Consider the following 23,825-nt stretch of genomic DNA (forward strand, 5'->3'; position numbering starts at 1 on the left):
ACAACGTGACCTGGGAAGCCGCCGGAGCGGTTCATTACGCCATGAGCGGCATGTCGGCCACATGCGGTGTCGGATAGCGAAGGGGTGGGCCGCGGGAGGGTGGCAGAAGGGTGAGCCGATCGCACTTTCGGTCAATCGGTGCGAGCGGTTCCCCCGAGTAGGGGAAATCGCTTAGGTTGGCCCGATTGGGATGGATTTTCCGGATGTGGATCGCCACAGGTACGGTCGGCGACCTGGGTAACGATGCCTTCGCGACCTGCCTGTACGGCATCTACGACCCGGTGACCCGGCGTCTGTCGTACGCCAGCGCCGGTCATCCGCCCCCGGCGGTGGCCCACCCCGGCGGCCCCGTCACCTTCCTGCCCATGACCCCGGACCCGCCGCTGGGGGTGGCCGCTCCACCCTTCGAAACTCTAGAGACCCTGCTGCCCGCCGACAGCCTGCTCGCCCTCTACAGCGACGGCCTGGTCGAGAGCAAGGACAGGGACGTCACCACTGGCATGAGCCGCCTCGCCGAGCTCCTCCTTCAGTCCGTGAGCGCCACGTCGACCTCACTGGCGGAGGCGTCCGACCTGGACGCCCTCTGCGCCACCCTCACCTCTGCTCTCCTCCCCGCCCAAGGCGCGCTGGTGGATGACGCCGCCCTGCTGCTGGCCCGCACCCACCCGCTGGACGCGGAGAATGTCGCGGAGTGGCCGTTGCCGGAGGACCCGATGGCGGCAGGCCATGCCCGTGAGCTGGTCCGCGCCCAGCTCGCCGACTGGGACTTGGCCGATGAGGACCTGGTCATGACCACCGAACTCCTGGTCAGCGAGCTGGTCGGGAACGTCGTCCGGCACGCCTGCGGTCCTGTCCGGCTGTGCATGCTCCGCAGCCGCGCACTGATCTGCGAGGTCTCCGACGCCAGCCTGACCACGCCGCACATCCGCCACGCTTCCGCCACCGACGAGGGTGGCCGAGGCCTGCAGCTCATCTCCGCACTCTGCCGGCGCTGGGGCACCCGGCACACCCGAACCGGCAAGTCCATCTGGACCGAACAGCCTCTCCCTACGGCCGCAGCCTGACCGCAACGGTCGTATCCGCCAGGCGTGGCCGCCCGATGTGGCGGATGGTGGTGGGGGACGAGGTCTCCGTCAGCTCCCCGTACCGGCAGGAGGACCGATGCGTGCTTCACGGCCGCTGACCGCACTCACCGGCATCGCGTTGTTCGGCATCGTGCTGACCGCCTGCCAGGATCAAGCGTCCGGCATGATCGTGGCCCGCAAGGATGCCAACCTTGTGCAGAGCATCTCGGATCCGTCCACCGGCGGATGCCACCGTTTCCGCGAGGGCGTGACCCACGTCGACAACTACACGCAGAGCGACATCATCCTGTACACGACACCCGACTGCACTGTGCCGCGGGGAGGGCAGAGCGTCTACCTGAGCGTGCAGTCGTCGGACGAGGTGGTCAGGTCCACAGGACTGTGGCAGAGCTTCCGCTTCGCCCCCGGTTGACGCGCGGGTGTGTGTGAGAGGTCATCGGCGTTCAGCCGGGACCGGACGGCCCCAGCCGGTCGGTGAGGATCATCGCCACGTCGTCCGCCAAGTCGCCCTCGGTATGGCGGATCAACGCCTGGTGCAGTTGCTCCAGGAATTCCGGTGGGGTGGTGTCGGCGCGTATCTCTTCCATGGTCTCCGGCAGGGCGAAGAAGTCGCCGTCACGGTTGCGGGCCTCGGTCACGCCGTCGGTGTACAGCAGCAGCCGGTCACCGGGGGCGTACGGATAGCTCTCAGGCTTGCCGGGGAGGTCGGTGGCGAGGTCTTCGAGGCCGAGAGGCGGCAATGGCGAGGGCGGCATCAGCGGCGTAGCCCTGCCCTGGTGCAGCAGCAGCGGCGGCGGATGCCCACGGTTGATCAGCTGCACCACAGGCTCGTCCGGCACCTGCGCGATGAGCGCCGTGGTGAACCCTTCCAGAAGAGCTTCCTGGTCGTACGTCCCCGGTACGGCGGCTGCACGTCGCAGCGCAGCCGCGCAGCGGTTCATGACCTCCGCTAGCTCATCCTCGTAGTGCACGGCTTCCCGGAACGCGCCCAACGCCACCGCAACGGCTCGGATCGCGGACAGCCCTTTGCCTCGAACGTCCCCCACGATCATCCGGACGCCGTACCGGGTCTGCACGGCCTCGTACAGATCGCCGCCCACCCGTGCCCCCGTACCGGCCGCCAGGCACAGGCTGCCCGCCACCACTGGGCCCAGCCGCGCGGGCACGGGCCGCAGCACGACCTCCTGAGCCGCCACGGCGATCCGGCGGACCTGGTCAAGCTCTCTCTGCCTGCGTGCCTGCACGGCGCTGCTGGTGATGAAACCAGCCACGGAGACCAGTGCCAGAGCCAGGAAATTGGTGTAGACCTGTAGCGTGCCCCAGGCGTGGTTATAGGTCGCGGTGGTCACGCTGATCGCCAGCGTGAGAGCCGCCGCCGCGGTGGTTCCCTTGGGTCCCATCGTCACTGCCGCCAGCGCCGGGACCGCAGTGAGGAGGGGGCCGGTGTAGATGAAGTGCGCAGGCGTGAGCTCGATGACCAGAACGGCCAGCGCAATCAAGAAGGGCACACACTTCATCAGCGCGAAGAGGGCCCGGCCGCGACCGCCTGCTCCTGGCCGAGGGGCTGAGCGCCAGAGCGACGTCATGAACCAAGCCTGCCTCGCCGAAGCCCACGGCTCCACTCTGCTGCCGACCGCTGCCCCGCTCTTAGACTCTCCACCGTGGCATATGAGCTGAACTCCCTGCTTGGTCGTCTCGTCGGCTTCCGGCTTTATTCGGTGCAGTTTGTCCTGGACTACGTCCAACTGCGGTTCGACGGCCCGGCCGACGACAGGCCCGTGCTCACGTGTGACGTGCTGCCGACCGTCACGCTGTCCGGACAGCGGTTCTCGCCGACGGAGGCCGGCTGGACCGACGCGCTGCGTGGACTCATCTCCCAGAATGTGACCGCCACGTACGAGGAGACCGGCATCGGGATCAAGGTCGACCTGGCGACCGGCTCCATCCAGTTGCACCCCACCGAGAGCGAACTCGTCGGTCCGGAGATCGCGATGCTCAACGGTTTCGTCGACAGCTCCTGGATGGTCTGGCGGCCCGGCGAAGACGCCTTCGAAGACCTGTAGTCGTATATGGTGCGCCGCGTGCGTGTGGCTGGGGGCGACGTGCCGGTGCGGTGGTTGCGTCCTGGATGGATGGTGGCCACCGTGAACGGGTGATTCTCGTTCCGGGCTGGATGTGGCAGCGGGGGTCGGTGAGCCGGGCTGTGGGGGCCGGCCTCGCCGCCGGCGTCTTCTTCGGGGCTTTCGTTCTCCTCGAGGCGAAGTCATGGGTGGGCGCCGTAGTGGTCTTTGTGGTGCTGAGCCTGTTCTACGGGACTCGGGTGGCGCGCCGGATGAACAGGATCTGGCCTGCGGCCAAGGGCATGAACCGTGCCGACCGCGCGGCCGTGGTACGCGCCACCCGGCGAGGTGAGGCCATCGGCGAGCCCCGGCTGGCGCCCTCGGTCGTCGAGTACGCCGACGCCCTGCGCCGGGCCGCCGAGGGCGAGCGGCTGCGCCGCTGGGTCGTCCTGCTCGTCACCGCGCTCGCGGTCGCTCTCGCCGTGTACGACACCGTGATGGGCTCCACCGGCGAGACCATCGTCTCGTGGCTGGTGGTCGTGCTCTTCCTGGCCGACCTGATGTGGTGGCCTCGCAGTCGGGCTCGCCTTCTGGTCCGAGCCGACCGGGCAGAGGCGTCGGCCCGCCGCATGACGGGCGCGGGCTACGGGACGGGCGGCTCCTGACCGGGACCGCGGAGCAACCTCAGGCCGGGTGCGGCTGCGCGCGCCCGTGGCGCACCGCGCCCTCCTGGGCGAGGCGGCGCAGCAGCGCCAGGACCGGTTCGAGCAGCAGGATCACGATGGCCGCTCGTTCGGCCAGCTGTTCCGGTGCGTCGATCCCGTCGAGCTGTTCGAGGTCGAGGCGGGCGACCGACGCGGCAAGCCTTGCGTAGGGGAGCAGCTCGTCGTTGCTGAAGGGGACGCCGAGACGGCTGAGTTCCTGCAGACTCGCCGCCAGGGCCTGCGGGTGGGGCGAGTCGTCCGAGATGTCCCACTCCATGGCGCCGAGCAACTCCTTCACCTGCTGGAGTCGCGCAGGGTCGACCTCCGCCTCGCCCGACTCCGCCGGGATCGGCAGCGCGTGGTGCAGTACGCCGAGGGTGGGCCGGGACTCCTCCGGGTGGTCGACCGCCGACAGCACGTCCCGGGTGGCCGCGATGGACAGGCCCCCACGGGCGGTCAGCGCCCGGATCAGACGCAGTCGCTGGACGTGCTCTTCGTCGTACTCGGCGATCGTGGCCCCCATCGAACGTCCGGGCGGCAGCAGGCCCTCGCGCAGATAGAACTTGATTCTCCCCACCGGAGTCCCGGATCGGCGGCTCAGCTCCGAGATCTTCATGCGCTCCCTCGACTTTCTGCTGGTGCCAGTGTCCCAGGCGCCTGGAGGCTGGACCCCCATCTTGGAAAGTGTTACTTTCTAGTACTGGAAAGTACGGGTTTCCAGTTTGTCGCCCCTCCCGGCGGCCGGCGCGAACACCACGCACACAGAGGAGAAGCGCATGGCCAGTTCACCCACACACGCCCGCACCAGCGCACGGCACCTGCTCCGGGGGAGCCGCCTGTGGATCGCATCCGCAGCGGTGATCGGCTTGCTGTCCTTCCTGCTCTCGCTGCTCTATCTCGGAGCGAACAGCAACCCCGTCGGGGCGATGCACGACCTGCCGATCGCTGTCGTCAACGCCGACCGGGGGGTCGAGCACGCGGGCAAGCGGATGAACCTGGGTGCGCAGATCACCGAGCGGGTCGCCGGCGCCCCGCAGCTCAAGGGCAAGGTCGCCTGGAAGCAGGTGGACCGTGCCGAGGCACAGCGGCTCATGAGCCACAACAAGGCGTTCGGGGCGCTGGTCGTCCCGGAGAACTTCTCCGCCTCCGTGCTGGGGCTCGCGACCCCTGGCAACGCCTCCCCGTCACAGCCGACGCTGCAGATCCTCACCAACCCCGCGGCCGGCAGCTTCGGCTCGAACATGGCCGAGCAGGTCAACCGCGAGGCCGCGCACAACGCCTCGGTCGCTCTGGGCAAGAAGCTGGGGCACCGGCTGGCCCACCAGGCCGCCCGGGCCGAAGCGGCCGGTAAGCACGTCAGCGCACCGAGCGCCCCCGAACAGCTGCTGCTCGCGGACCCGGTCAAGGTCGTCGTGGCCCAGGGCCACCACCTGGGCAACCACAGCGGATTCGGCCTGACCTCCTTCTTCTACACCCTGGTGCTGGTGCTCGGCGGCATGCTCGGCGCCAACGTGATCCACATGCAGGTCGACACCGCCCTCGGCTACGCCGCCAAGGACCTCGGCCCCTTCCGCACGGCCGAGCCCGTCCGGCACCTGAGCCGCACCCGCCACTTCCTGGTCGGCTGCGCACTCATGGCCGGAGTCTCCCTGGTCACCTCGGCACTGGCGATGGCCGCCGCCGTCGGGATCATCGGCATCGACGCCTCGCATCTGCTGCTGCTCTGGATCTTCGGGGCCTGCGCGACGATGGCGATGGGCTGCACGGCGCTCGCGCTGCTGGCGGTCCTGGGCACCCCCGGGCCGCTCGTCTCGATGCTCGTGCTGATCGGCCTCGCCATCCCGTCGGCGGGTGCCACCATCCCGCTCCAGGCGCTGCCGTCCTTCTACCGCTTCCTCGCCGAGTTCGAACCGTTCCGCCAGGTCCTCGACGGGGTCCGGTCGATCCTCTACTTCGGCGCCCAGCTCGACGCCGGACTCGCCCGAGGCTGGACCATGACCGGCGTGGGGCTCGCGCTCTCACTGCTCCTCGGACTGGGCCTGACCCATCTCTACGACCGCAGGGGCCTGCACCGCACCGCGCAGCTCGAGCCGGTCGCGCTCCCCGCGGCTGCGTGATCCGCCTGATCGTGCGGGAGCCGGGCCTGGACGACCGCAGGGCGGTATCCATCTGCCTCACCGCTGTGGGCCGGCAGCTCCTCGACCAGTGGCCGGCCAGGGCCGCGGATACCGGCCGACTCGCCCTGTCGTGCGGCGGCGTCGGCCGGTGCCGGAGTGGGGTCAGGGCAGCAGGACGGCCTTGCCGTGGTTGCGGTGGGCTTCCAGGTCGGTGTGTGCCTGTGCCGCCTGGGCCAGGGGATAGGTGCGCCAGATCGGCACGGTGAGCTTCCCGGCGGCGGCCAGCCGCACCAGCTCCGGCAGGGATTCCCCGGCCTGGCCGGTGTCACCGGCGCTGAAGCGGACGCCGTGCTGCGCGGCGGTCATGTCGGCGATGGTGATGACGTGTGCGCTGTCCCCGGTCAGAGCGACGGAGTCGGCGAGCACGCCGGCACCGGAGGCGTCGAAGACGAAGTCGACTCCTTGGGGGGCCGCGGCCTTCACCCGCTCCGCCCAGCCGTCGCCGTAGCGGACCGCAGTGGCCCCGAGTGCGGTGAGGCGCTCGATGTCGTGCTCGCCGGCTGTTCCGACGACGGTGACGCCGCGGGCGACGGCCAGCTGCACCGCGATGGTGCCCACGGCGCCGCCGGCGCCATGGACGAGCAGGGTCTGACCCGCGTGCACACCCAGCTGCCCAAGGACACGGAACGCGGTCCGGCCGACCGTGACCAGCGAGGCGGCGGCCTCCCACGACAGGGCCTCGGGTTTGGCCACCGGCCGGTCGAGCAGGGTGTACTCGCTGTAGCTGCCGCCTACGGCGGAACCGACGACCTCGTCCCCCACGGCCGCACCGGCTCCTTCGCCGACGGCGTCGACGACACCGGCCGCGTCCAGGCCGGGGGTCGCGGGGAAGCTGACCGGGAAGGTGCCGGCCATCAGACCGGACCGGACCTTCAGGTCGAGAGGGTTCACGGAGGCGGCCCGCACCCTGATCCGGACCTGGCCCGGGCCGGGCTCCGGCGCTGTGACCTCCGACAGCTGCAGCACCTCGGGCCCGCCGTACTCGGAGAATGTGATCGCTTTGGACATCAGGAACTCCCTGGTAGAAGCAGGTGGGGAGACGGCCGCACGTGCTCTGACCCACTGTGCGGCCGTCTCGGCCCGGTCGCCGCTCAGGCGGTGAGGGCGGGGTAGTCGGTATAGCCGCGGTGGTCGCCGCCGTAGAAGGTGGACTGGTCCGGGGTGTTGAACGGGCCGCCGGCGGCCAGGCGGGCCGGAAGGTCGGGGTTGGCCAGGAACAGCGCCCCGTAGGCGATCATGTCCGCGCCGATGTCGTCGATCAGCTTCAGCGCGTCGGGACCGGTGACATCGGGGTGGGTGAACGGGTTGAGGACGAACGTGCCGGGCCATGCCTTGCGCAGCTGCGCGGTCAGGTCGCGGTCCGGGCCCTCCAGCAGGTGCAGGTAGGCCGGCTCCAGGCGGGCGACCTGGTCCAGCAGCGCCCCGTAGACCTCGCCCAGGTCGTCCTCGGAGATGTCGTTGAACGGGTTTCCGGGCGAGATCCGCAGGCCGACCCGGTGGCTGCCGATCGCCTCGGCCACGGCCGTGACGACCTCCACCGCGAAGCGGATCCGGCCCTCGGTGGTACCGCCCCACGCGTCGGTGCGCTGATTGGTGTTGGGCGCGAGGAACTGGTGGATCAGGTAGCCGTTGGCGCCGTGGATCTCCACGCCGTCGAACCCGGCCTCGATGGCGTTGCGGGCCGCGTCCGCGAAGTCGGCGACCGTCTGCCGGATCTCCGCCTCGCTCAGCTCCTTCGGGGTCACGAACTCCTTCGGCCCCTCGTGGGTGAAGACCTGGCCGTTGGCGGCCACCGCGGACGGTCCCACCGGCACCAGGCCGTCGGGCAGCAGGCTGGGGTGGCCGACGCGCCCGGTGTGCATCAGCTGGGCGAAGATCACGCCGCCCTCGCGGTGCACTGCGTCGGTCACCGTCCGCCACGCCTCCACCTGCCCGGACGTGTGCAGGCCGGGGGTGTCGGGGTAGCCCTGGCCGACCGTCGAGGGCTGGATGCCCTCGGTGACGATCAGCCCCGCACTGGCGCGCTGCGCGTAGTACGTCGCCATCAGCTCCGTCGGCTCCGCACCGGGCCCGAAGGCACGGCTGCGGGTCATCGGCGCCATCACGACGCGGTTGGTCAGGCGCTTGCCGCCCAGGTCGATCGGTTCGAAAGCAGTGGTCATGGCCTCTTCCTCGGGATTGCCTGTCCGAACAACTAAATCACCTGTCCGAACAGGCAAATCCCGTTCGGTCATTCCCGGGTTTGAATGTGATGCGTGTCACATGTGTAGACCTGGCAATCCCCCCGGGGAAGTCCGGATGCCATGTTGAGTGGCCTACTTGGAGGTACGGTTAAGTTGCTCGGGCAGGGAAATGAGGGAGAGAGATGGCGCAGTCCACACCGGAAGCCGGATGGAGCCCCGCGGGGACGGGGTATCAGGCCACCGTCCCGGTGCCTGCCGCGGCCGGCAGTGGTCCGATCAGCCACGCGATCTTCCGCGTGGCCCGCCTGCACCGCATGTTCGCGGGACAGTTGCTGCGCCGCATCGGCCTGCATCCGGGCCAGGAGCTGGTGATGATGCACCTGTGGGAACTCGGCCCTCAGCGCCAGGCCGACCTGGTACGCCTGCTGGACTCCGACGCCGCCACCATGACCCGCACCGTCCGGCGCCTGGAACAGGCCGGCTTCGTCCGCCGTCGGCCCTCACCCACCGACAAACGTGCCTCGCTCATCGAACCCACGGCAGCCAGTCATGCCTTGCGCCGTGAGGTCGAGCAGGTCTGGGCCCAGCTCGAAGACCTCGTGGCGGCAGACCTCTCCGCCGACGAACAGGCCGAGGCCCTGCGCACCTTGGAACGCCTGGAGCACAACCTCGCGCAGGCCGCCGCCGATCCGGCGGGCGCGAGCGCGGAACGCTGACATCAACTACTGCCCCGATGCGGACGAGCCCCCTCCCGGCCGGGAGGGGGCTCGCTGCGTGTTCTCGTCGGGTGCCAGGAGTTGTTCGCGCCCGGTGTCGGGGGGTGCAGTTCTGCCCAGGAGGCCGGGCAGATGAGGATCGCCGGGTTGTTGTCGGTTTGGTTGTCCTCGACGCAGATGATCTCGAAGACCCGCCCGGTGGTCGTCAGGACGTCGATCTTGATGCCTTGCTGGGGGTTGAAGTCATTGATGGAGACCCCGCAGGCGAAGCCGGGGGCGCCGCCGTGGGGGTAGTTCCCGCGGGTGCTGAGGTCGATCCATCTCAGCGTATGGTCACGGCTGTCGCGCAGGTCCCTGATGCCGCCGTAGGTCAGGGTGCCGGTCACCGCCCCGCGCACTTCGTAGGTGGCCGTTCGCTGCGGATCCTGCGGGCCGAGCACGCCGACGACTGGCCCGGCGCCATGGACGCGCTGAGCAGGGCCTGGGAGGCGCGGCCCGAGCGCCTGGAGGCGTGCTACGAACTGGCCTCCCGGCTGCGGGTGATGGGCCGCTACCGGACCGCGCACGCGATCCTCGCCGACGTCGTCGGCCGGCCCGAACCCGACGACCTCCTCTTCACCCGGTCCTGGGTCTACCGCTGGGGCCTGCTCTTCGAGTTCTCCATCGCCGCATAACAGTTCTCCGCCCCGTACGTCTCGACGACATCGACCACCGTCCCGGCGCCGTCGTCCCCCGCACCCGGGCGGCGTCTGCCCAGGTCCAAGGCCCGGAAGCGGTGAACGGCCCCAAGACGTGACTGCATCGCAACCAAGGGCGGGAATCCGGACCCGCGGCCCCGCGCGTCTACGCCGGTATGGAACTCCAGAAGCCGTCCTCCCAGCCGCAGCAGCCGCCCGGGGGGTGTCTCGTCGTCGCGCTCAGGATCCCGCTGCGGATCCTCATGTTCGTGCTGGTGCTGCCGGTACGGCTGCTCTGGGACGCGGTGGTCGCGGTCGCGCGGTTCCTGTGGCGGTACCTGCTCGCCCCCGTCGGCCGCGCAATCGGCTGGGTCCTGTACGCCCTCTTCGTCGTACCCCTGAAGTGGCTGTACCGGTTCCTGCTCACGCCCCTGGGGCGCGCCCTCGCATGGGTGTACGTGCACGTGCTCACCCCGGTCGGGCACGGGATCATGTGGGTCCTCACGCCCGTCGGCCGCGCCCTGGCCCGGGTCCTGTACTGGATCACCCGCATCCTCTTCGTGCTGCCCGCCCTCGCCCTGTGGCGCTGGATCCTCGCGCCCGTCGGCCGGTTCCTCGCCGTGATCGGGCGGGGGATCGGTACGGCCCTCGGGCACGCCTGGCGGGTCGCCGGACACGTCTCGCGCGCCGTCGGCCGGGTGCTCGGGACCCTCTTCCGGTGGATCTTCCTGGATCCGCTGCGCTGGGTGTACCGGACCGTCCTCACCCCGGTCGGGCACGTCGTACGGGACCTCGTGCTGCGGCCCGTCGCCCAGGTGGCCCGCGCGGTGGGGCGGGCCGTGCGGGAGGCCCGCGCGGACCTGAGGCGGATGCTGTTCGGCGAGCCCCGGCAGCCGGTGCGCGTGGACCCGCGGGAAGCCGTGCGCGCAGACCGGCGGGAACCCGGGAGCCGTGCGGCACGTACTCTTGATAGGAGTACGACCGCTCTCACGAAGGACTAGGACACTGGGCAAGCGACAGCCCGAAGGCCCGCCGCCCGCACCCGCGGTGCAGCGCATCCGACTGCGCTACACCAAGCGAGGCCGCCTCCGGTTCACCAGCCACCGTGACTTCCAGCGCGCCTTCGAGCGTGCGCTGCGCCGCGCCGAGGTGCCCATGGCGTACTCGGCGGGGTTCACACCGCACCCGAAGGTGTCGTACGCCAATGCCGCACCCACCGGCACGGGCAGTGAGGCGGAGTACCTGGAGATCGCGCTCACCGATCAGCGCGACCCCGAGTCGCTGCGCGTCCTCCTCGACGAGTCGCTGCCCGCCGGGCTCGACGTCGTCGACGCGGTCGAGGCGCGGACCTCCGGTCTCGCCGACCGGCTGACGGCCTCCGTCTGGGAGCTGCGGCTGGACGGCGCCGACCCGGCCGGCGCCGAACGCGCGGTCGAGGCCTTCACCAAGGCCGACACCGTGGAAGTGCAGCGCATGACCAAGAACGGCGTCCGCACCTTCGACGCCCGCCCCGCGGTCGTCAGCCTGGAGGTCGTGAGCACAGAAAGGCACAGTTCGCCGGCTGATAGGCCTACCGACCAGCCCTGTGCGATACTGCGGCTGGTTGTTCGGCACGTGACGCCTGCCGTACGACCCGACGACGTCCTGTCCGGTCTCCGCGCCGTGGCCGACCTGGCGCCGCCGGTCCCCGCAGCGGTGACCAGGCTGGCGCAGGGGCTGTTCGATGAAGAGACCGGCACGGTGACCGACCCGCTCGCGCCCGACCGCGAGGCAGCCGAGGCCCTGACAGCCACACCGGCAGCCGCCGCGGCGACGCCGACGCCGGAAGGTCCCGCGTAGGGACGGACGTCGTAGCGCCGCCCTCGTACTCGGGAGCCACCTGGGTCGGGCAGCGCACCGACCAGAAGACTTTCGCCAGGCCGTGCACAACAAGGCGTACGGAACCGGCGAGACAAGACACAGAGAGCTCCCGTGCGGCGCCCGCGCCCCGGACGGCGGCCATTGCGCATCGCGCGGGCCGCGGACGTCAACGGCGGGCGGTCCATCGCGACCGCCGCCGGACCAGGCGCGGCGCCCGGGAGCCTGACGGGAGAAACGCCCGCATGCTGGAACCGACCGAACCCAACGAGGGTTCCGAACTGAACACTCCCAGCGACACCCTGCCGCCGCGCAGGCGTCGCCGTGCCGCCTCGCGCCCGGCGGGTTCGCCCGCCGCGGCCGAGGCAGCCACCGAGACCACCGCGCCGGCCATACCGGCCGCGGAGCTCGCCGACAGCGACGAGGTCGCTGAGCAGGGCGAGATCGCCGAGGAGGCGGTGACCGAGGCTGTGGCGGCTGCCGCCGCCGCGGCCGAGGCCGCCCCGCGTCCCCGCCGCCGTGCCACGCGCCGCGCGTCCGCGCCTGCCGGGGCTCCGGCCTCGGCCGAGGCCGTGGAGACCGCCGTTCCGGCCGCCGAGACCGCGCCCGCGGCCGTCGAGGCCGAGACCGAGGTTGCCGTAGAGGCCGCGCCTGTCGCCCGTCCCCGTCGTCGTGCCGCGCGCCGTGCGTCGGCGCCCGCCGGTGCCCCGCAGGCGGCCGAAGCCGCCGAGACCGTCGTGGCCGCCCCGGCCGCGGAGGCTCCGGAGGCCGTCCCGGCCGTGGAGACCCCTGCTGTCGAGGCTGAGGCCGCGTCTGTCCCCCGTACCCGTCGTCGTGCGACCCGTCGTGCGACCGCGCCCGCCGGTGCCCCGCAGGCTGCCGAGGCCGCCGAGGTCGTCGAGGCCGCCCCGACTCCGGAGGCCGTCCCGGCCGTGGAGACGCCCGCTGTCGAGGCTGAGGCCGCGTCTGTCCCCCGTACCCGTCGTCGTGCGACCCGTCGTGCGACCGCGCCCGCCGGGGCTCCGCAGGCCACCGAGGCCGCTGAGGCCGTGGAGACCGTCGTGACGGTAGTTGCCGAGGAGGCGCCCGCGTCCGTCGAGCCCGCCCCGGCCGCCGAGGCCGCTGAAGAGGCGGCGCCGCGTCGTACCCGCCGTCGCGCCACCCGCCGGGTCGCCGCGCCCGCCGGTGCTCCCGAGGCCGCCGAACCGGCCGCCGAGGTCGCCCCGGAGGCGGAGATCGCCGCGCCCGCCGAGGCGCCGCAGGCTCCCGTTGCCGAGGCCCCCGCCGAGCCGGCCGCACCGCGCCGTCGTCGCCGGGTCGTGCGGCAGGCCGCGACCGGGTTCTCCGAGCCCGCGCAGAAGTCCGCCAAGCAGCCCGCGCAGCCCGCCGCCGAGGAGGCCGAGGCCGAGGCCCCGCGCCGGCCGGCGCGCCCCGCCGTGGCCGTCTTCCAGGCGCCCGTGTTCGCCGAGCCGAAGTTCCAGACCCCGCAGCGGGCCGCTGCCGAGGCCGCCGCCGTGGCTGCCGAGGCCGCTGAGACCGTCGAGGCGGAAGAGACCGAGGAGTACGCGGAGGAGCGGGCCGAGGCCGGTACGCGCCGCCGTCGCCGCCGCCGGGGCGCCGCCGAGGAGACCCAGGTCTTCGAGGCCGCCGCCGCGGACGAGGAGACGGTGGAGGCCGAGGAAGCCGAGGGCGAGGCCGAGGGCTTCGAGGAGGCCGGTGCGCGTCGCCGTCGCCGCCGCGGTGGCCGTCGTCGCCGTCGTGGTGAGGCCGCCGAGGGCGAGGGCGCGGAGGCCGAGGAACTGGCCGCCGAGCAGGCCGAACAGGACGCCGAGGACACCGCCGAGCAGGAGGAAGAGGACGAGGAGGAGGCCCGCGAGGAGGGCGCCGCGTCCAGCGCCGGCAGCCGTCGCCGCCGTCGCCGCCGCCGTCGTGCCGGTGAGACCGCCGTCGACACCGAGCCCGGCGAGGGCGACCCGGAGCGCACGGTCGTCAAGGTCCGCGAGCCCCGCAAGCCCGCCGAGCCGTCCGACGAGGTGCAGTCCATCAAGGGCTCGACCCGTCTGGAGGCCAAGAAGCAGCGCCGCCGCGAGGGCCGCGAGCAGGGCCGCCGGCGTGTGCCGATCATCACCGAGGCCGAGTTCCTGGCCCGGCGCGAGGCCGTCGAGCGCGTGATGGTGGTCCGCCAGTACGGCGACCGTACGCAGATCGGCGTCCTGGAGGACGGCGTGCTCGTCGAGCACTACGTCAACAAGGAGCAGTCGACCTCGTACGTCGGCAACGTCTACCTGGGCAAGGTCCAGAACGTGCTGCCGTCGATGGAGGCCGCCTTCATCGACATCGGCAAGGGCCGCAACGCCGTCCTGTACGCCGGTGAGGTCAACTTCGAGGCGCTGGGCATGGCCAACGGCCCGCGGCGCATCGAGTCCGCCCTGAAGTCCGGCCAGTCCGTGCTCGTCCAGGTGACGAAGGACCCGATCGGTCACAAGGGCGCCCGCCTGACCAGCCAGGTCTCCCTCCCGGGCCGCTACCTCGTGTACGTCCCCGAGGGCTCCATGACCGGCATCAGCCGCAAGCTGCCCGACACCGAGCGGGCCCGGCTGAAGACCATCCTCAAGAAGATCGTCCCCGAGGACGCGGGCGTCATCGTGCGCACCGCCGCCGAGGGCGCGAGCGAGGACGAGCTGCGCCGGGACGTCGAGCGGCTGCAGGCGCAGTGGGAGGAGATCCAGAAGAAGGCCAAGAGCGGCAACGCGCCGACGCTGCTCTACGGCGAGCCGGACATGACCGTCCGGGTCGTGCGCGACATCTTCAACGAGGACTTCTCCAAGGTCGTCGTCAGCGGTGACGACGCCTGGGAGACGATCCACGGGTACGTCTCGCACGTCGCGCCCGACCTGGCCGACCGGCTGTCCCGCTGGACCAGCGAGGTCGACGTCTTCGCCACGTACCGGATCGACGAGCAGCTCGCCAAGGCGCTGGACCGCAAGGTCTGGCTGCCCAGCGGCGGTTCGCTGGTGATCGACAAGACCGAGGCGATGATCGTCGTCGACGTCAACACCGGCAAGTTCACCGGTCAGGGCGGCAACCTCGAAGAGACCGTGACCAGGAACAACCTGGAGGCGGCCGAGGAGATCGTGCGCCAGCTGCGGCTGCGCGACCTGGGCGGCATCGTCGTCATCGACTTCATCGACATGGTCCTGGAGTCCAACCGCGACCTGGTGCTGCGCCGTCTGCTGGAGTGCCTGGGCCGCGACCGTACGAAGCACCAGGTGGCCGAGGTCACCTCGCTGGGGCTCGTGCAGATGACGCGTAAGCGCGTCGGCCAGGGCCTGCTGGAGTCCTTCTCCGAGACCTGCGTGCACTGCAACGGCCGTGGCGTCATCGTGCACATGGAGCAGCCGACCGCCGTCGGTGGCGGCGGCAAGCGCAAGAAGCGCGGGCGCGGCGGCGACGGTCACGTCCACGAGGTCGCTGTCGAGGCCGTGGAGACCGGCGAGGCCGTCGAGCCCGAACTGGAGACGGTCGCCGAGGTGACCGCCGAGGTCGCCGAGCCCGTCGCGCTCCCGGCCCCCGAGTTCGCGCCGGACGAGGAGCTGTACAGCAGCATCGCCGAGGCGGAGGCGGCGGCCACCCGTGGCCGCGGTCGCCGTCGGGCGAGCCGCCGGGCCGCCGCTCCGGCGGGCGCGCCGAGGGCGGAGCGGGCTCCGAAGGCGGAGAAGGCCCCTGAGGCCGAGGTCGTCGAGGCCCTTGTCGAGCCCATGGGCGCAGAGCCGATGGCCGTCGAGGCGCAGGTGGCCGCCGAGCCGCAGGCCGAGGCGATCGCCGTCGAGGCGGCTGCCGTCGAGGAGGCCGCGCCCAAGGGCCGCACGCGCCGTCGCGCCACCCGCAAGGTGTCCGCGCCGGCCGGTGCCCCCGCAGGGGCCGAGGCGGCCGTGGTGACGGTGGCCGAAGCCCCGGTGGCCGAGGCTCCGGTGGAGCAGCCGGTGGCCGAGGTCCCGGCTCCGGCCGTGGCCGAGGAGGCGCCCGCCGAGAGCGCCGCTCCGGCCCGTCCGCGCCGCCGTGCCGTGCGCAAGGCCACCGCGCCGACCGCGGCCGAGGAGACGGCCGTCGTGGTCGTCGCGTCGGCCGCGCCGGAGGAGGCTCCCGCCGAGGCCGAGGCCCCGGTCGTCGAGGCCCCGGCTGTCGAGGAGACCGCCGAGGAGGCCGCTGCGCCGGCCAAGAAGGCGGCCCGCAAGACCGCCAAGAAGGCCACGGCGAAGAAGGCCGCCACCAAGAAGGCCGCCACCAAGAAGACCGCGGCCAAGAAGACGGCCGCGAAGAACACGACGGCCAAGAAGGCGGCGAAGACCGTCAAGACGGCCGCCGCGAAGTCGACGGCGAAGAAGACCACCACGGTCTCCGCCGCCGACGAGGGCTGACCCCCCGCCCAACACCCGTGTGGTCCTGCCGGAACCGACCGGCAGGACCACACGGTTTTCGGGGGGAATACCGGGCCCGAGTGAATGTGAAACAAAGGAGAGAACCACGATGATCGGCCTCGTGCTGGCGGCCGGCGCCGGACGGCGTCTGCGCCCCTACACCGACACCCTGCCCAAGGCCCTGGTGCCGGTGGGCCCCGACGGCGCCGAGGACTCGCTCACGGTGCTCGACCTCACCCTCGGCAACTTCGCCGAGGTGGGGCTGACCGAGGTCGCGATCATCGTCGGCTACCGCAAGGAGGCCGTGTACGAGCGCCAGGAGGCGCTGGAGCGGAAGTACGGCCTCAAGCTCACCCTCATCGACAACGACAAGGCCGAGGAGTGGAACAACGCCTACTCCCTGTGGTGCGGCCGGGATGCCCTCAAGGACGGCGTGATCCTCGCCAACGGCGACACCGTGCACCCGGTCTCCGTCGAGAAGACGCTGCTCGCCGCCCGCGGCGAGGGCAAGCGGATCATCCTCGCCCTGGACACCGTGAAGTCCCTCGCCGACGAGGAGATGAAGGTCGTCGTGGACCCCGCCAAGGGCGTCCAGAGGATCACCAAGCTGATGGACCCCGCCGAGGCGACGGGCGAGTACATCGGTGTCACCCTGATCGAGGGCGACGCCGCCCCCGACCTCGCCGACGCGCTGCGGGCGACCTTCGAGCGCGACCCGCAGCTGTACTACGAGGATGGCTACCAGGAGCTGGTGAACCGGGGCTTCCAGATCGACGTGGCGCCGATCGGTGACGTCCGGTGGGTCGAGATCGACAACCACGACGACCTCGCCCGGGGACGGGAGATCGCGTGCCAGTACTGACCCGGCTGATTCCCTCGCCGGTCGTCGTGGACGTCCGCCCGGGTGCCCTGGACGACCTGGCGGCCATCCTCGCCGACCAGCGGATCTCGCAGTCCGGGCGGCTCGCGGTCGCCGTCAGCGGCGGCTCCGGGGCGAAGCTGCGCGAGCGCCTCGCCCCCTCGTTGCCCGGGGCCTCCTGGTTCGAGGTCGGCGGCGGCGCCCTGGACGACGCGGTGCGGCTGGCCGACGAGATGAAGTCCGGCCAGTACGACGCCGTGGTCGGCCTGGGCGGCGGCAAGGTCATCGACTGCGCGAAGTACTCGGCGGCACGCATCGGCCTGCCCATGGTCGCCGTCGCCACCAACCTCTCCCACGACGGCATCTGCTCGCCGGTGTCCATCCTGGACAACGACGCCGGCCGCGGTTCCTACGGCGTGCCGACCCCCATCGCCCTCCTCGTCGACCTGGACGTCATCCGGGAGGCGCCGGTGCGTTTCGTGCGCTCGGGCATCGGGGACGCGCTGTCCAACATCTCCGCCGTGGCGGACTGGGAGCTGTCCCACCGCGTCAACGACGAGCCGCTCGACGGCCTGGCCGCGGCCATGGCCCGCCAGGCCGGCGAGGCCGTGCTGCGGCACCCGGGCGGCTGTGGCGACGACGGCTTCCTGACCGTGCTGTCCGAGGGGCTCGTCCTGTCGGGCATCGCCATGTCGATCGCCGGGCACACCCGCCCCTCCTCGGGCGCCTGCCACGAGATCAGCCACGCCCTCGACCTGCTGTACCCCAGGCGGGCGGCGAGCCACGGTGAGCAGGTGGGGCTCGGCGCCGCCTTCGCCATGCACCTGCGCGGCGACCACGAGGGCTCGCTCCTGATGGCCGAGGCGCTGCGCCGGCACGGGCTGCCGGTGGTGGCGGAGGAGATCGGCTTCAGCGACGAGGAGTTCGTCCGGGCCGTGGAGTTCGCCCCGGAGACCCGCCCCGGCCGGTACACGATCCTGGAGCACCTGGAGCTGTCGCCGGAGGGCATCCGGAAGGCCTACGCGGAGTACGTGGCCGCCGTCGCAGCCGTTTCCGGCTGAGCCAGGCCCGGTTTGACCCCCACGGTTCGGCCCCGTAACCTTGACCGTCGGCGTCTCACTGAGTACGCCACATCCCCGTAAACCTCTTCCTCCCGGGCGCAGGGTTGGCCGGGAGAGGTCGTCCATGTCGTTTCTGGGCGGCTGGCCTGCGGGGGTGCCGGTTCTGACACGAGCGAAAGAGAGATCCGCGTGTACGCCATCGTGCGCAGCGGTGGTCGCCAGCACAAGGTTGCTGTCGGCGACATCGTTGAGGTTGACAAGATTTCCACTGCCAAGGTTGGCGACACGGTCGAGCTCTCGACCCTGCTCGTTGTCGACGGCGACGCTGTGACCAGCGACCCGTGGGTGCTGGCCGGCATCAAGGTCCAGGCCGAGGTCGTGGACCACCACAAGGGCCAGAAGATCGACATTCTGCGCTACAAGAACAAGACCGGCTACCGCCGTCGCCAGGGTCACCGTCAGCAGTACACGGCGATCAAGGTCACCGCGATCCCCGCGGCTGCGAAGTAAGGACTGAGGAGACATGGCACACAAGAAGGGCGCATCGTCCACCCGGAACGGTCGCGACTCCAATGCCCAGCGGCTCGGCGTGAAGCGCTTCGGCGGTCAGGTCGTCAACGCTGGTGAGATCCTGGTCCGTCAGCGCGGCACCCACTTCCACCCGGGCGCCGGCGTCGGCCGTGGCGGCGACGACACGCTGTTCGCGCTGCAGGCCGGTGCGGTGGAGTTCGGTTCCCACCGTGGCCGCAAGGTCGTGAACATCGTTCCGGTCGCCTGAATCATCTGATTCAGCACCGAACGCTTTCGTGAGGCGGACCTCACTTCCCGGTCGGGAAGGCAGGTCCGCCTTTCGCGTGTTAAGCAAGAAACACCCGTACTTTTCTGGAGGCACTGAACCATGACCACCTTCGTGGACCGCGTCGAACTGCATGTCGCCGCGGGTAGCGGAGGCCACGGCTGTGCCTCCGTCCACCGTGAGAAGTTCAAGCCGCTCGGCGGGCCCGACGGCGGCAACGGCGGCCGGGGCGGCGACGTCATCCTCACGGTCGACCAGTCGATCACCACGCTGCTTGAGTACCACCACTCCCCGCACCGCAAGGCCACCAACGGAAAGCCCGGCGAGGGCGGCAACCGCTCCGGCAAGGACGGCCAGGACCTGGTCCTGCCGGTGCCGGACGGCACGGTCGTGCTGGACAAGGCGGGCAACGTGCTCGCCGACCTGGTCGGCCACGGCACCTCCTACGTCGCCGCGCAGGGCGGCCGGGGCGGCCTCGGCAACGCGGCGCTGGCCTCGGCCCGCCGCAAGGCGCCCGGCTTCGCGCTGCTCGGTGTGCCGGGGGACCTCCAGGACATCGTCCTGGAGCTGAAGACCGTCGCCGACGTGGCGCTCGTCGGATACCCGAGCGCCGGCAAGTCCTCGCTGATCTCCGTGCTCAGCGCGGCCAAGCCGAAGATCGCCGACTACCCCTTCACCACCCTCGTGCCCAACCTGGGTGTCGTCACGGCCGGCTCGACCGTCTACACCATCGCCGACGTGCCCGGTCTGATCCCGGGCGCCAGCCAGGGCAAGGGCCTCGGCCTGGAGTTCCTGCGGCACGTGGAACGGTGCAGCGTGCTCGTGCACGTGCTGGACACCGCGACCCTGGAGTCCGACCGCGACCCCGTCTCCGACCTCGACATCATCGAGGAGGAGCTGAAGCAGTACGGCGGCCTCGACAACCGGCCCCGGATCGTCGTCCTCAACAAGATCGACGTACCGGACGGCAAGGACCTCGCCGAGCTGGTCCGCCCCGACCTGGAGGCGCGCGGCTACCGCGTCTTCGAGGTGTCGGCGGTGGCCCGCACCGGGCTGAAGGAGCTGTCGTACGCGCTCGGTGAGCTGGTCGGCAAGGCGCGCGCCGCGAAGCCGAAGGAAGAGGCCACACGGATCGTCATCCGGCCCAAGGCCGTGGACGACGCGGGCTTCACCGTCATCCGCGAGGAGGTCGACGGCGAGCCGCTGTTCCGGGTGCGCGGTGAGAAGCCGGAGCGCTGGGTGCGGCAGACCGACTTCAACAACGACGAGGCCGTCGGCTACCTCGCCGACCGGCTCAACCGCCTCGGCGTGGAAGAGCGGCTGATGAAGGCGGGCGCCCGCTCCGGCGACGGCGTCGCCATCGGCCCCGAGGAGAACGCGGTCGTCTTCGACTGGGAGCCGTCCGTGACGGCCGGTGCGGAGATGCTGGGCCGCCGCGGCGAGGACCACCGCTTCGAGGCGCCCCGGCCCGCGACGCAGCGCCGCCGCGACAAGCAGGCCGAACGGGACGAGGCGCAGCAGGCGTTCGACGACTTCGAGGCCCTCTAGAGCCTCGGCTGCTGCCGCACCTCGGCAGCACGGAAGTCGACGTAAAAGGGCGGGGCCCGGAGGACGTATCCTCCGGGCCCCGCCCTTTCAGCGCTCGCTCACAGCTCCTTGGCCTGCTCCAGCATCCGGTCCACGACCCGCTTCGAGGCGTGGCCGTCGTCCAGGTCGCAGAACAGGTGGTGGAAGCGGTCGAAGCGGTCCTGGTACTCGACGGAGACCCGGTCGATGTCCCGGATCGAGTCGATCAGCTCCTTGGACGTGAAGACCAGCGGGCCGGGGGAGTCCTGCTCGAAGTCGAAGTAGAAGCCGCGCAGGGTGTCGCGGTAGTGCTCCAGGTCGTAGGTGAAGAACAGCATCGGCCGCTTCAGGTGGGCGTAGTCGAACATGACCGACGAGTAGTCCGTGATCATGATGTCGGCCGCCACGTACAGGTCGGCGATGTCCGGGTACTCGGACACGTCCCACACGAAGCCGTTGCCGGCGCCGGGCACCGCGTCCACGACGTTGGAGTGGCGGCGGATCAGCAGGACGTGGTCCTCGCCCAGCCGGCGCTGTGCGTCCTCCAGGTCGATCCGCAGGTCGAAGCGGTACTGCCCGGCGCTGTGCGCCAGGTCGTCGCGCCAGGTCGGCGCGTACAGGACGACCTTCTTGCCCTTCGGCAGGCCGAGCTGCTTCTTCACCCGCTCCGCGATGGCGTCCTTGTCCGGGGAGTACAGGTAGTCGTTGCGGGGGTAGCCCGCCTCCTGGATCTCACCGTCGTAGGAGAAGGCCCGCTGCAGGATCGGCGTGCTGAACCGGTTCGAGGACACGACCAGGCTCCACTGCTTGGCCTCCAGCGCCAGCTTCTCCTGGTAGCGGCGGTCGAAGTGCAGCGTGTCGATGTCGTGGCCGATCTTCTTCAGCATCGTGCCGTGCCAGGTCTGGACGATGACCTGGCCGGGGCGGCGCTCGATCCAGTCCGGCAGGTGGCCGTTGGTGACGATGTAGCGGCTGGAGGCGAGGGCCTCGTACCACTCGCGGCCCCACATGCGGACCCGCTCCACGCCCTCGGGCAGCAGGACCTGGCCGTCGCGCACGGCCCACAGCTGCTTCAGGTCCGTGCCACGGCTCACCAGCTCCTCGTACATCGCCTTCGGGCTGTCGGAGAACTGCTTGCCGTTGTAGCTGAGGTAGAAGACCTGGTCCTTCAGCGGCTTCTGGAGCAGGGGCTGGTACAGCTCCTGGCGCAGCTGCTTCTGCCGGTACGGGCCGCGCTCCAGGTCGTCCAGCTCCGAACGGCAGTTCAGCTGCGGGAAGTCGGCCCAGCGGTTCTCCAGCCAGTAGCGGCGCCCGCCCAGGTCGGCCTGGAGCGGGAACTGCGCGGCGGCGAGGCGGTCGGTGACGAAGGGGACGTCGGGGCCGTCGGCCGGGCGCAGGAAGAGGTTCCAACGGCCGGCGCGCAGCGGCACGTTGCCGTTGCCGCCCAGCGTGGAGGGGTCGAAGGCGACCTCGAAGCGGCCGTCGGCGAACCAGCGCGGCTCCACGAAGCGCTCCTCGAAGCGTGCGCGGGGCTTGAGCAGCAGCCGGGCGCCGGTGAGCCGGGCGTCGGTGCGGGCGGAGATGGTGATACGGCCGTCCCGCACGGCGACCTCGTCGATCACGGCACGCCGGGTGCGGCCGGACAGCTTCAGGTAGCCGTTGTGGCCGCCGACCACGGCCAGTTCGCACAGCTCGGCCTGCTCGCCCAGCGAGGCGGGCAGGTCGTACCGCCCGTCGGGCAGGCCCTCCTGCAGCACGGTGCTGAACTGGCGGGTGTTGCCCTGCGGGTCCGTGGCGATCAGGGCGGTGGACCAGACGCGCTTCTCCGGCTGGGCCAGGGCGTCGACGCCCTCGTGGAACACCAGCGCCACGTCGGCGACCGGGACCTCGACCGAGAACCGGCGCTTGCCGCCCTCCTCGGTCACCTCGACCGGGTACTCGTGGACCTGGGCGCCCTTCTGGTTCTTCACCCGAAGCGCCACGCTCTCACCGGCGGCCAGGGGAACCCGGATCTCGCCCGTGACCCGCAGCCGGTCGCCGTCCAGCGTCCAGCCGGTGATCAGCGCCCGCACCTTCTCGACGCGCAGCTTGAGCGCGCCGCCCTCGACGGACGGCAGCAGCCGGAAGTCGGGGCTCAGCCAGTGGTAGGGCGGGAAGTTGCAGGCGGCGCCGCCGCTGGACTGCACGGCGGCACGGCGCACCAGGCCGGAGGCGTACAGGCCGAGGCCCACGTGCCACATGCCCTCCTGCCACTCGCCGCCCTTGCGCAGCTTGGCCGGGTCGAGGGTGATCTCCCAGCCCGACCAGTCGTAGTTGTAGCGGTCCTGCCCGGACTCGGTGGTGCGCTCGGGGCGCTCCACGTTGCGGGCGGGCAGCACGATGCGGCGGCGGGACTTGTCCTTGCGCAGCTGCAGGACCTTCACCGAGGAGCGCTTGGAGGGCAGGTCGATCTTGTCGATCCAGGCGTTGCCGGACAGCACCAGCTTGCCCTCGGACCAGCTGATGTCCACCAGCGGGGCGCGCATGCGCAGGTCCTGGTCGATGCGCAGCGCCTTGCGCGGGAAGTCCAGGTCGGCGTCGGCCAGGGAGGGGAAGGAGGCGTACTTGCGGACCAGGCCGCTGACCTCGATGGCCTCCTTGCGCCGCTGCCCGGCGAGCAGGGTGATCAGCTCTTCGAGCTGGTGCTTGCGCACGAGCAGCCACTGCACCCGCAGATGGGTGGGCAGCGCCATGACGACCTTGGGGTCGATGTGGTCCATGAAGCGGTTGGCGGACCGCAGGAACTCGGCGCGGTACTCCTCGTCGCCGTCGGGCACCACGTTGAGGAACAGCCGCAGGTCGTCCAGGAGGACGCGGGTGTCGTACTCCTGCTTCAGCCGGGCGAAGGTCTCGCCGCTCTGCTTGCCCAGGAAGTCGCTGATCTCCAGCACGGAGGTGACACGGTCGCGGACGCCGGCCGGGTCGGTGCGGCGCTGCGTGATGGAGGGGGCGGACTCGCCCTCGCGCAGCCGCCAGTAGTAGCAGGGCTCGGAGATGACGTCGACGGCGTCGGCGAGGTAGTGCGCCCGCATCGTGACGGGCGTGTCCTCGTACAGCCGGCCCTCGGGGAAGGCGAAGCCGTGCTTCTCCCAGAAGGTGCGGCGGAACACCTTGTTGCAGGCGATCCGGTCCGCGACGAGCTTGGCGTACTGGGATATGTGCGTGCGCTGGCGGGCCTCGCCGGCCAGCATCTTCATCAGCGGCACCTGCCAGGACTTCTCGCCCCTGAGGTGCCAGACGTTGCCGGTGGCGAAGTCGGAGCCCGTCTCGTCCAGGCTGCCCACCATCAGCTGGTAGGCGTCCGGGGGTATGAGGTCGTCGCTGTCGACGAACGTGACGAACTCGGACTCCGGCGCCATGTGGGCGATACCGGTGTTGCGGGCGGCCCCCAGGCCTCCGTTCTCCTTGCGTACCAGCCGGAACCGCGGATCGCGCTGCGCGTAGGTCTCCGCTATCGCGGCCGAGCCGTCCGGCGAACCGTCGTCCACCATGATGACCTCGAAGTCCTGGTACGTCTGCGCCGCCAGGGAGTCGAGGCACGCCGGCAGATAGAGCTCGACGTCGTACATGGGGACGATGACACTGAGCCGAGGGGCCATAACGTGAGGGATCTCCTTTTCCGGTTTT

20 protein-coding genes and 1 pseudogene are annotated in these 23,825 nt (G+C 71.0%); 15 read left to right on the plus strand and 6 right to left on the minus strand.

Annotation, left to right across the window (positions count from 1 at the left end; translation table 11 throughout):
- Nucleotides 1-203 precede the first annotated feature (203 nt).
- Entirely contained in the window at nt 204-1,064 is an 861-nt protein-coding gene (locus ACWD35_RS29965) for a SpoIIE family protein phosphatase (RefSeq protein WP_451354449.1), read from the plus strand.
- Between the two features lie 97 nt (nt 1,065-1,161).
- Entirely contained in the window at nt 1,162-1,497 is a 336-nt protein-coding gene (locus tag ACWD35_RS29970) for a hypothetical protein (protein WP_451354450.1), read from the plus strand.
- Nucleotides 1,498-1,528: 31 nt separating this feature from the next.
- Here ACWD35_RS29970 and ACWD35_RS29975 read toward each other — a convergent pair whose 3' ends face one another.
- Nucleotides 1,529-2,602: a PP2C family protein-serine/threonine phosphatase gene (locus ACWD35_RS29975; RefSeq protein ID WP_451354550.1), complete on the minus strand. Its 1,074-nt coding sequence runs from the start codon at nt 2,600-2,602 to the stop codon at nt 1,529-1,531.
- 144 nt (nt 2,603-2,746) lie between these two features.
- On the opposite strand from ACWD35_RS29975, the gene ACWD35_RS29980 reads away from it, so the two are divergent.
- Together ACWD35_RS29980 and ACWD35_RS29985 are read left to right on the plus strand one after the other, a co-directional pair.
- Nucleotides 2,747-3,148: a hypothetical protein gene (locus ACWD35_RS29980; protein WP_451354451.1), complete on the plus strand. Its 402-nt coding sequence runs from the start codon at nt 2,747-2,749 to the stop codon at nt 3,146-3,148.
- Nucleotides 3,149-3,237: 89 nt separating this feature from the next.
- Nucleotides 3,238-3,810 (plus strand): hypothetical protein, encoded by a 573-nt coding sequence (locus ACWD35_RS29985; RefSeq protein WP_451354452.1) that lies wholly within the window; start codon nt 3,238-3,240, stop codon nt 3,808-3,810.
- 19 nt (nt 3,811-3,829) lie between these two features.
- Here the strand turns inward: ACWD35_RS29985 and ACWD35_RS29990 are convergent, their stop codons facing one another.
- A complete protein-coding gene (locus ACWD35_RS29990; RefSeq protein WP_451354453.1) occupies nt 3,830-4,465 on the minus strand; it encodes a MerR family transcriptional regulator in 636 nt (211 codons plus the stop codon).
- A 160-nt stretch (nt 4,466-4,625) separates the two neighbouring features.
- Here ACWD35_RS29990 and ACWD35_RS29995 point away from each other — a divergent pair, with 160 nt between their 5' ends.
- Entirely contained in the window at nt 4,626-5,966 is a 1,341-nt protein-coding gene (locus ACWD35_RS29995) for a DUF3533 domain-containing protein (RefSeq protein WP_451354454.1), read from the plus strand.
- Between the two features lie 162 nt (nt 5,967-6,128).
- Here ACWD35_RS29995 and ACWD35_RS30000 read toward each other — a convergent pair whose 3' ends face one another.
- Nucleotides 6,129-7,034, minus strand: coding sequence for an NADP-dependent oxidoreductase (locus tag ACWD35_RS30000; protein WP_451354455.1), 906 nt, complete (start codon nt 7,032-7,034; stop codon nt 6,129-6,131).
- An 83-nt stretch (nt 7,035-7,117) separates the two neighbouring features.
- The gene (locus ACWD35_RS30005; RefSeq protein ID WP_451354456.1) at nt 7,118-8,188 is read right to left on the minus strand and encodes an alkene reductase; all 1,071 of its coding nucleotides are present in this window, start codon (nt 8,186-8,188) and stop codon (nt 7,118-7,120) included.
- A 203-nt stretch (nt 8,189-8,391) separates the two neighbouring features.
- Between ACWD35_RS30005 and ACWD35_RS30010 the strand changes: the two genes are divergently transcribed.
- Nucleotides 8,392-8,925, plus strand: coding sequence for a MarR family winged helix-turn-helix transcriptional regulator (locus ACWD35_RS30010; RefSeq protein WP_451354457.1), 534 nt, complete (start codon nt 8,392-8,394; stop codon nt 8,923-8,925).
- Nucleotides 8,926-8,927: 2 nt separating this feature from the next.
- Here the strand turns inward: ACWD35_RS30010 and ACWD35_RS30015 are convergent, their stop codons facing one another.
- Nucleotides 8,928-9,365 carry a hypothetical protein gene (locus tag ACWD35_RS30015; protein WP_451354558.1) on the minus strand — a complete coding sequence of 146 codons (438 nt, stop codon included), beginning with the start codon at nt 9,363-9,365 and terminating at the stop codon, nt 8,928-8,930.
- Between ACWD35_RS30015 and ACWD35_RS30020 the strand changes: the two are divergent.
- From ACWD35_RS30020 to obgE, 9 genes and pseudogenes are all read left to right on the plus strand, one after another.
- Nucleotides 9,348-9,596, plus strand: a pseudogene (locus ACWD35_RS30020) (glycosyl transferase family 2); the annotation flags it as partial. The gene ACWD35_RS30015 and the pseudogene ACWD35_RS30020 sit on opposite strands and share 18 nt — an antisense overlap.
- 182 nt (nt 9,597-9,778) lie before the next feature.
- Complete coding sequence (locus ACWD35_RS30025; protein ID WP_451354458.1) at nt 9,779-10,603, plus strand: hypothetical protein; 825 nt, start codon at nt 9,779-9,781, stop codon at nt 10,601-10,603.
- Nucleotides 10,604-10,649: 46 nt separating this feature from the next.
- Nucleotides 10,650-11,441, plus strand: a complete 792-nt coding sequence (locus tag ACWD35_RS30030; protein ID WP_451354459.1) for a TIGR03936 family radical SAM-associated protein — start codon at nt 10,650-10,652, stop codon at nt 11,439-11,441.
- 263 nt (nt 11,442-11,704) lie between these two features.
- Nucleotides 11,705-15,877 carry an Rne/Rng family ribonuclease gene (locus tag ACWD35_RS30035; protein WP_451354460.1) on the plus strand — a complete coding sequence of 1,391 codons (4,173 nt, stop codon included), beginning with the start codon at nt 11,705-11,707 and terminating at the stop codon, nt 15,875-15,877.
- Between the two features lie 109 nt (nt 15,878-15,986).
- Entirely contained in the window at nt 15,987-16,739 is a 753-nt protein-coding gene (locus ACWD35_RS30040) for a phosphocholine cytidylyltransferase family protein (RefSeq protein WP_451354461.1), read from the plus strand.
- Nucleotides 16,727-17,797 (plus strand): iron-containing alcohol dehydrogenase family protein, encoded by a 1,071-nt coding sequence (locus ACWD35_RS30045; protein WP_451354462.1) that lies wholly within the window; start codon nt 16,727-16,729, stop codon nt 17,795-17,797. Before ACWD35_RS30040 ends, ACWD35_RS30045 begins: the two co-directional genes overlap by 13 nt.
- A gap of 189 nt (nt 17,798-17,986) precedes the next feature.
- Nucleotides 17,987-18,307, plus strand: a complete 321-nt coding sequence (rplU, locus tag ACWD35_RS30050) for a 50S ribosomal protein L21 (protein WP_100826193.1) — start codon at nt 17,987-17,989, stop codon at nt 18,305-18,307.
- A gap of 13 nt (nt 18,308-18,320) precedes the next feature.
- The gene (rpmA, locus tag ACWD35_RS30055; protein WP_061922958.1) at nt 18,321-18,575 is read left to right on the plus strand and encodes a 50S ribosomal protein L27; all 255 of its coding nucleotides are present in this window, start codon (nt 18,321-18,323) and stop codon (nt 18,573-18,575) included.
- A gap of 120 nt (nt 18,576-18,695) precedes the next feature.
- The gene (gene obgE, locus ACWD35_RS30060) at nt 18,696-20,141 is read left to right on the plus strand and encodes a GTPase ObgE (RefSeq protein ID WP_451354463.1); all 1,446 of its coding nucleotides are present in this window, start codon (nt 18,696-18,698) and stop codon (nt 20,139-20,141) included.
- 98 nt (nt 20,142-20,239) lie between these two features.
- Here the strand turns inward: obgE and ACWD35_RS30065 are convergent, their stop codons facing one another.
- A complete protein-coding gene (locus tag ACWD35_RS30065; protein ID WP_451354464.1) occupies nt 20,240-23,797 on the minus strand; it encodes a bifunctional glycosyltransferase/CDP-glycerol:glycerophosphate glycerophosphotransferase in 3,558 nt (1,185 codons plus the stop codon).
- Nucleotides 23,798-23,825 lie beyond the last annotated feature (28 nt).

This window comes from Streptomyces sp. NPDC002671, from assembly GCF_053592475.1.